Annotated in this window: 8 protein-coding genes; 3 read left to right on the top strand and 5 right to left on the bottom strand. The window is 72.5% G+C overall.

What is annotated here, in order from left to right; all coding sequences use genetic code 11:
- Positions 1-548 precede the first annotated feature (548 nt).
- Together AOK09_RS12080 and AOK09_RS12075 are read left to right on the top strand one after the other, a co-directional pair.
- Positions 549-2000 (top strand): basic amino acid/polyamine antiporter, encoded by a 1452-nt coding sequence (locus tag AOK09_RS12080; protein WP_055587160.1) that lies wholly within the window; start codon positions 549-551, stop codon positions 1998-2000.
- 55 nt (positions 2001-2055) lie between these two features.
- Positions 2056-3318 carry an arginine deiminase gene (locus AOK09_RS12075; RefSeq protein WP_055587159.1) on the top strand — a complete coding sequence of 421 codons (1263 nt, stop codon included), beginning with the start codon at positions 2056-2058 and terminating at the stop codon, positions 3316-3318.
- A 7-nt stretch (positions 3319-3325) separates the two neighbouring features.
- Here AOK09_RS12075 and pyrE read toward each other — a convergent pair whose 3' ends face one another.
- The 5 genes from pyrE to AOK09_RS12050 all read right to left on the bottom strand — a co-directional run bounded on the left by pyrE (position 3326) and on the right by AOK09_RS12050 (position 5652).
- On the bottom strand, positions 3326-3859 hold the full coding sequence (gene pyrE / locus AOK09_RS12070; protein WP_055587158.1) for an orotate phosphoribosyltransferase: 534 nt from the start codon (positions 3857-3859) through the stop codon (positions 3326-3328).
- Positions 3860-3863: 4 nt separating this feature from the next.
- Positions 3864-4496: a hypothetical protein gene (locus AOK09_RS12065; RefSeq protein ID WP_055587157.1), complete on the bottom strand. Its 633-nt coding sequence runs from the start codon at positions 4494-4496 to the stop codon at positions 3864-3866.
- The gene (locus tag AOK09_RS12060; protein WP_245687251.1) at positions 4496-5014 is read right to left on the bottom strand and encodes a SigE family RNA polymerase sigma factor; all 519 of its coding nucleotides are present in this window, start codon (positions 5012-5014) and stop codon (positions 4496-4498) included. The genes AOK09_RS12065 and AOK09_RS12060 overlap by 1 nt, the downstream gene beginning before the upstream one ends.
- A gap of 246 nt (positions 5015-5260) precedes the next feature.
- Positions 5261-5449, bottom strand: coding sequence for a hypothetical protein (locus tag AOK09_RS12055; protein WP_055587155.1), 189 nt, complete (start codon positions 5447-5449; stop codon positions 5261-5263).
- Positions 5446-5652: a hypothetical protein gene (locus AOK09_RS12050; protein WP_055587154.1), complete on the bottom strand. Its 207-nt coding sequence runs from the start codon at positions 5650-5652 to the stop codon at positions 5446-5448. The genes AOK09_RS12055 and AOK09_RS12050 overlap by 4 nt, the downstream gene beginning before the upstream one ends.
- A 123-nt stretch (positions 5653-5775) precedes the next feature.
- On the opposite strand from AOK09_RS12050, the gene AOK09_RS12045 reads away from it, so the two are divergent.
- Positions 5776-6130 (top strand): helix-turn-helix domain-containing protein (locus AOK09_RS12045; protein WP_157875867.1); only part of this gene is annotated, 355 nt, incomplete at its 3' end.

The following is a 6130-nucleotide window of genomic DNA, read 5'->3' as shown; positions in this document are numbered from 1 at the left end:
GGCGGGGGCGGAGCCCAGCCGGAAGGTGCGGGCGTGGTTCGGTGTGCGGGCCAGGCACTCGCACCAGTAGCCGGCCCCCGGCGACCCGGTGTGCCGACGGTCGGCCAGTGCGGCGCCCCACCGTTGCTGCATGGCGGCGACGGTCCCTTCCGCTCTGCGTCCCACCCGGGGTGGGCGCACGGTCACGGTGTGTCCCTCCAGCATCGGCGGTACGGCCCCCGCCGAGCGGGACCCCACGCTGACCACTGCGGACCCGATGGGGAGGGCGGGCGCCGGCGCTGCGGCGGAACACGGCTGAGGAGGTGTCAGAGGCATCTGCGGACAGTGGATTTCGGGCAGCCGGGAAGTGGCTGTCATCTCCGCGATCACGCACCGCTGATGGATCACCAACTCCGTCACCAGGCACCACTGCCGCTGCGCCGCGGCCCGCGTCGCGGCCGCCGACGCCGCGGCCGACAATACGGACATTAATCATGATCTATGGATAGTCTCCCCATATCTTCGCGGCTGAGCTACGCCCGGCCCGGCCCGCACCGAGTGGGGACCAGATGATCGAGGCCGAGACCGCCGTCGAGACGCCGTACACGGCCAGACTGACCTTCTGGACGATGACCTCGATGGTCGTCGGATCGATGGTGGGCGCGGGGGTGTTCTCCCTGCCCCGCCGCTTCGCCGAGGAGACGGGCGTGGCCGGAGCGCTGATCGCCTGGACCGTCGCCGGCGTCGGCATGCTCATGCTGGCCTTCGTCTTCCAGACCCTCGCGATCCGCAGGCCCGCGCTCGACGCCGGTGTGTACGCCTACGCCAAGGCGGGCTTCGGCGAGTACCTGGGCTTCTTCGCCGCCTTCGGCTACTGGGCGAGCGCCTGCGTCGGCAATGTGACCTACTGGGTGCTCATCATGTCGACCGCGGGCGCGATCGCCCCCGCCCTCGGCAAGGGGGACACGGCGCTCGCGGTGGCGCTCTCCTCGGCCGGCCTGTGGGCCTTCTTCCTGCTGATCCGGCGGGGCGTCAAGGAGGCCGCAGCGATCAACAGGATCGTGACCGTCGCCAAGGTGGTCCCGATCGTGGTCTTCGTCGTCCTGGCGCTCTTCTGTCTCAAGCCGCACGTCTTCGCCGGGAACTTCGCCGGGGCCGACTATGCGGGCCCGCTGTTCCAGCAGGTCAGAGGGACCATGCTGGCGACGGTGTTCGTCTTCCTCGGCGTCGAGGGGGCCAGCGTCTACTCCCGGCACGCCGAGCGCCGCGAGGACGTCGGACGCGCCACCGTTCTCGGCTTCCTGGCGGTCTTCGCCGTCTTCGCCTCGGTCACCATCGTCTCCTACGGCCTGCTGCCGATGGCGGAGATCGCCCGGCTCCGCCAGCCCTCCATGGCCGGGGTGCTGGAGGCGGCCGTCGGCACCTGGGGCGCGGTGTTCGTCAGCGCCGGCCTGATCGTCTCGGTGCTGGGCGCCTATCTGGCCTGGACCCTGATGGCCGCCGAGGTGCTGTTCGTCGCCGCCCGGGACAAGGACATGCCGCGGTTCCTCGGCCGCTCCAACGCGGCGGACGTGCCGGTGCCCGCCCTGGTGATGAGCACCACCCTGTCGCAGATCGTGCTGGTCGTCACCCTCTTCTCGGACGACGCCTTCAACTTCGCCCTCGACCTGACCAGCGCGCTCACCCTGATCCCCTTCCTGCTCGCCGCGGCCTACGCGCTGAAGATCGCGCCCGGCCGGGAGGGCCGCCCCGCGGTGTCCGGCGGCCCCGGCGTCACCCGCGACGTGGTGGTCGCCGCGCTCGCCACCGTCTACACCGCCTTCCTGCTCTATGCGGCGGGGCTGAAGTACCTGCTGGTCTCGTTCATCGTCTACGCACCGGCCAGCGTCCTCTTTGTGATGGCCCGCCGGGAGCAGTCCAGACGGCTGTTCTCGCCCCTCGAGCTGGTCGTCCTCGCCGTCTCGATCGCCGGCGCCGTACTGGGCGTGGTCGCCCTGGCGCTCGGCTGGATCAGCATCTGACCCGCAGCCGGCCGCACCGGCGGCAGCCGCCACCGAGCCAAGGAGCCGTACCCGTATGACAAGCCAAGACGCCGCCCCCTCGTCGGCCTACGGAGTCCACTCCGAGGTGGGCAGACTGCGCAAGGTCCTGGTCTGCGCACCCGGGCTCGCCCACCGCAGACTCACCCCGGGCAACGCCGCCGACCTGCTCTTCGACGATGTGATGTGGGTGGAGAACGCCCAGCGCGACCACGCGGACTTCGTCAACAAGCTGCGGCTGCGCGGCGTGGACGTGGTCGAGCTGCACGACCTGCTGACGCAGACCATGGAGCTGGCGGAGGCCAGGTCCTGGCTGCTGGACCGGAAGATCACCGCCAATGAGGTCGGCCTCGGGCTGGTCGACGCCACCCGGGCCTTCCTGGAGTCCCTGGAGCCCCGCCGGCTCGCCGAGTACCTGGTCGGCGGCCTCGCCACCGCCGACCTGCCGGGCGACTTCCGCCCCGGCTACCTGGCCCTGGCCCGGGAGTCGGCCGGTGTCCGCGAGTATCTGATGCCCCCGCTGCCCAACACCCTCTACACCCGCGACACCACCTGCTGGCTGTACGGCGGAGTGACCCTCAACCCGCTGTACTGGCCCGCCCGGCACGACGAGACGCTGCTGATGAAGGCCGTCTACCTCTTCCACCCGGACTTCACCGGCTCCACCGTCTGGTGGGGCGACCCGGAGCAGAACTGGGGCCAGGCCACCTTCGAGGGCGGCGACATCATGCCGGTCGGCAACGGCGTGGTGCTGATGGGCATGAGCGAGCGCACCTCGCGGCAGGCGATCACCCAGGTGGCGGCGGAGCTGTTCGCCCGGGGCGCGGCCCGGCAGGTGATCGTCGCGGGCATGCCCAAGCTGAGGTCGGCGATGCACCTCGACACCGTCTTCACCTTCGCCGACCGGGACATCGTCACGGTGTACCCGGGCATCGTGGACGGCATCCACCCCTTCACCCTGCACCCCGGCGACGGGGCTCCCGGCGTGGAGCTGGTCGACGAGGGCTCCCGGGCGTTCACCGAGGTGGTGGCCAAGGCGCTGGGCCTGTCCGGTCTGCAGGTGATCGAGACCGGCGGCGACGTCTACGCGTCCGAGCGGCAGCAGTGGGACAGCGGCAACAACGCGGTGGCGGTGGAGCCGGGTGTGGTCTTCACCTACGACCGCAACACCCAGACCAACACCCTGCTGCGCAAGGCCGGGGTCGAGGTGATCACCATCGTCGGCGCCGAACTCGGCCGAGGCCGCGGCGGCGGGCACTGCATGACCTGTCCGATCATCCGCGAACCGGTCGACTACTGAGCCCGGTCTACTGCTGAGCCGCGGCGGTACGCAGGTCGTCCGCGGTCAGCAGCGACCGCAGGGCGATCCCCTCCGCGGCCAGCGCCTCCGCACCGCCCTGCCCCCGGTCGATCACACAGAGCGCGGTGCCGACGTCGGCCCCCAGCGCGCGCAGCCCGGCGGTGGAGAGCACGATCTGGCCGCCGCTGGTGACCACGTCCTCCACCACCAGCACCCGCCGCCCGGCGACCTCCGCGCCCTCCGCGAGGCGGCGTGTGCCGTACTCCTTGGCCTGCTTGCGGACGAAGGCGCAGGGCAGACCGGTGTGCCGGCCCAGCGCGGTGACCACCGGGATGCCGCCCATCTCCAGGCCGGCCAGCACCTCGGCGTCCGCCGGCACCAGCGGGGCCAGCCGCTCGGCGATCGCGTCCAGCAGCACCGGATCGCTCTCGAAGCGGTACTTGTCGAAGTACTCGGCGGCGGTGCGGCCCGAGCGGAGCACGAACTCGCCTGTCAGATGGGAGACCTGATGGATTCTCAATGCGAGCGGGTCGACTGTCATGTGATCATTCTGCTGCATCCGGACGGCCGTAGCGGAGGTCGACCGTCGCGGTGCCGCTGCCGCCCCAGTCCAGGGTCAGCCGCCAGCAGCCGGGAGCGGGCATGTCGGTGATCGAGGGGTAGCTGCCGGCGCCGTAGCCCGGCTCCCGCTGGTGCGTCCGCGGCTCGCCGGAGCCCAGCGGATGGGCGTCGATGTCCAGCGGACCGGTGCCGGGGCCGCGGAGCACCCAGAGGATCTTGTTCTGGGCACCCCCCTGGTGCGGGCCGGCCAGCAGCCGGTCGACGAAGAGGAACCCCACCGCGTTGCCCTCGGCGGACACCACATAGGGCAGGTCCGCCGGGGCGTGCGCGGAGGCGGTCCAGGCGGGCGCCCCGCCCCGCCGCACCGGCGTGCTGCCGCAGCCGCCGTCCACCACGACCGACGCCGGGGGTGCGGACCGCGACCCGCCCAGTGCGGTCACCGCCCCCACCACGGCGGCACCCAGCACCAGCACCCCGGCCGCCGCCGCGGCGGCCCGGCGCCGCCCGGCGATCCGGCGGGTCACCTCCGCGTACGGGTCCCGGCCGCCCTCCGGCAGTCGCCCGGCCCGTGCGGCGAACTCCCTGCGCAGGGCGTCCTCGACATCCGTGCTCCGCATCAGCTGCTCCCATTCCCGGGGGAGGCGGGGCCACCCAGTGCGGCCCGCAGCCGCTCCAGGCCCCGCGAGGTCTGCGACTTGACGGATCCCAGGGAGCAGTCGAGGATCCCGGCGACCTCGGCCTCCGGCAGGTCCTCGAAGTAGCGCAGCACCAGCACCGCCCGCATCCGCGGCGGCAGCTCCAGCACCGCCCGCCACAGCTCGTCCCGCAGCTCGTAGGTGGCGTAGGCGTCGCCGCCGGGATCGCTGCGCTCCGGCAGCGCGTCCGTCGGCTGCTCGGGCCGGCGGCTCCGCCGCCACCAGGTGTTGTGCAGGTTCACCAGGACCTTGCGCACATAGACCTCGGGTGCGTCGGAGCGCTCGATGCGCCGCCAGTGCCGGTGGGTCCGCAGCAGCGCGGTCTGCACCAGCTCCTCGGCCCGGCCGTGGTCGCCGGTGAGCAGATAGGCCGTGCGCAGCAGCGGCTGCCACCGGGACCGTACGAAGTCCCGGAACTCGGCCTCCGCGCTCGTGTCCACGGCTGCTCCCCCTTCCCCGCCTGGTTGTTCCGTCATCCAGGTCGACAGCACACGGAGCCGGAAAGGTTGAGTCGGCAGGGCGGGGGATCCAGGCCGAGTCGCGTACCGGCGGCGTGATCACGGCGGCAGCGTCCCCGTCGGCGATCCCGCCCGGCAGCAGCCGGACCCTATCGTCGCCGATCCGGTCCGGCGGCCGGCGGATGGTGGTGAGCGACGGGCGGGCGCCCTCGTCGTCCCGAGCCGCCGTCAGCCGGGCCCGACCGGCGGCGGGGGCCCGGCGTGGTCGGCGTGGCGGGGGCAGCGGCAGGGCGGGAAGCGCAGGCCGGAGTGGATGTCCGGCTGGGTGACGGGGGTGACCGGGCCGGCGGGGCGCAGGCGGACGGTGCGGCCGTCGCCGGTGCGGACATAGACCCCGAGGGTCATCCGGCTGGTCATGCCCGCTCCCTGATCCAGGCGGCGAGCTGCCGGACCAGCTCGGCCGAGGCGCCGCCCAGTTGCACATGGGCCCGGTCCAGCACGGGCTGGTCTGCGCGCAGCGAGGGGAAGGTGAAGCCGGCGAGGGCCAGGGCGTCGGCCAACTCCCGTGCGGCGTCGGCCGCTTCCACGAGCCGGCTGGTGCCGGTGCGGCGCTGGTGCATGGCGGTGGCGCTCCCTGCGGGGTGAGGTCGGTCGTTCCGTACGCAGAGCATCGCCGCCGGGCACTATCCTCACCAGGAGTCACACATCCGCAGCACTCTGTGAGGACATGGGGGGTGGGCGCCATGGCCGCTCGTCCGAGGGAACTCAAACCGGGCCGCTCGGTGCGGGACTTCTACGGGGCGGAGATCCGCCGGTTGCGGACCGAGGCGGGGCTCTCGCTGGTGCAGCTGGCCGGCATCCTCAACTACAGCAAGAGCCATCTCGGCAACATCGAGACGGCCGACCGGGTCGTCCCGCCCGACCTGTCGGCCAAGCTCGACGCGGCTTTCGGTACGGGTGGCCACTTCGGGCGGCTCTATCCGCTGGCCTGCCGCGAGGCGCACCCCGACAAGTACCGCCGGTTCATGGAGCTGGAGGCGCAGGCCGCATCCGTGGCCGAGTACGCGGCCCACACCGTGCCGGGCCTGCTGCAGACCG

Origin of the sequence: Peterkaempfera griseoplana, from assembly GCF_001418575.1 — a bacterium.
In the GTDB taxonomy this organism is placed as follows: domain Bacteria; phylum Actinomycetota; class Actinomycetes; order Streptomycetales; family Streptomycetaceae; genus Peterkaempfera; species Peterkaempfera griseoplana.
Note: the sequence above shows the minus strand (reverse complement) of the source record. Positions and strands in the feature narration are given on the sequence as shown.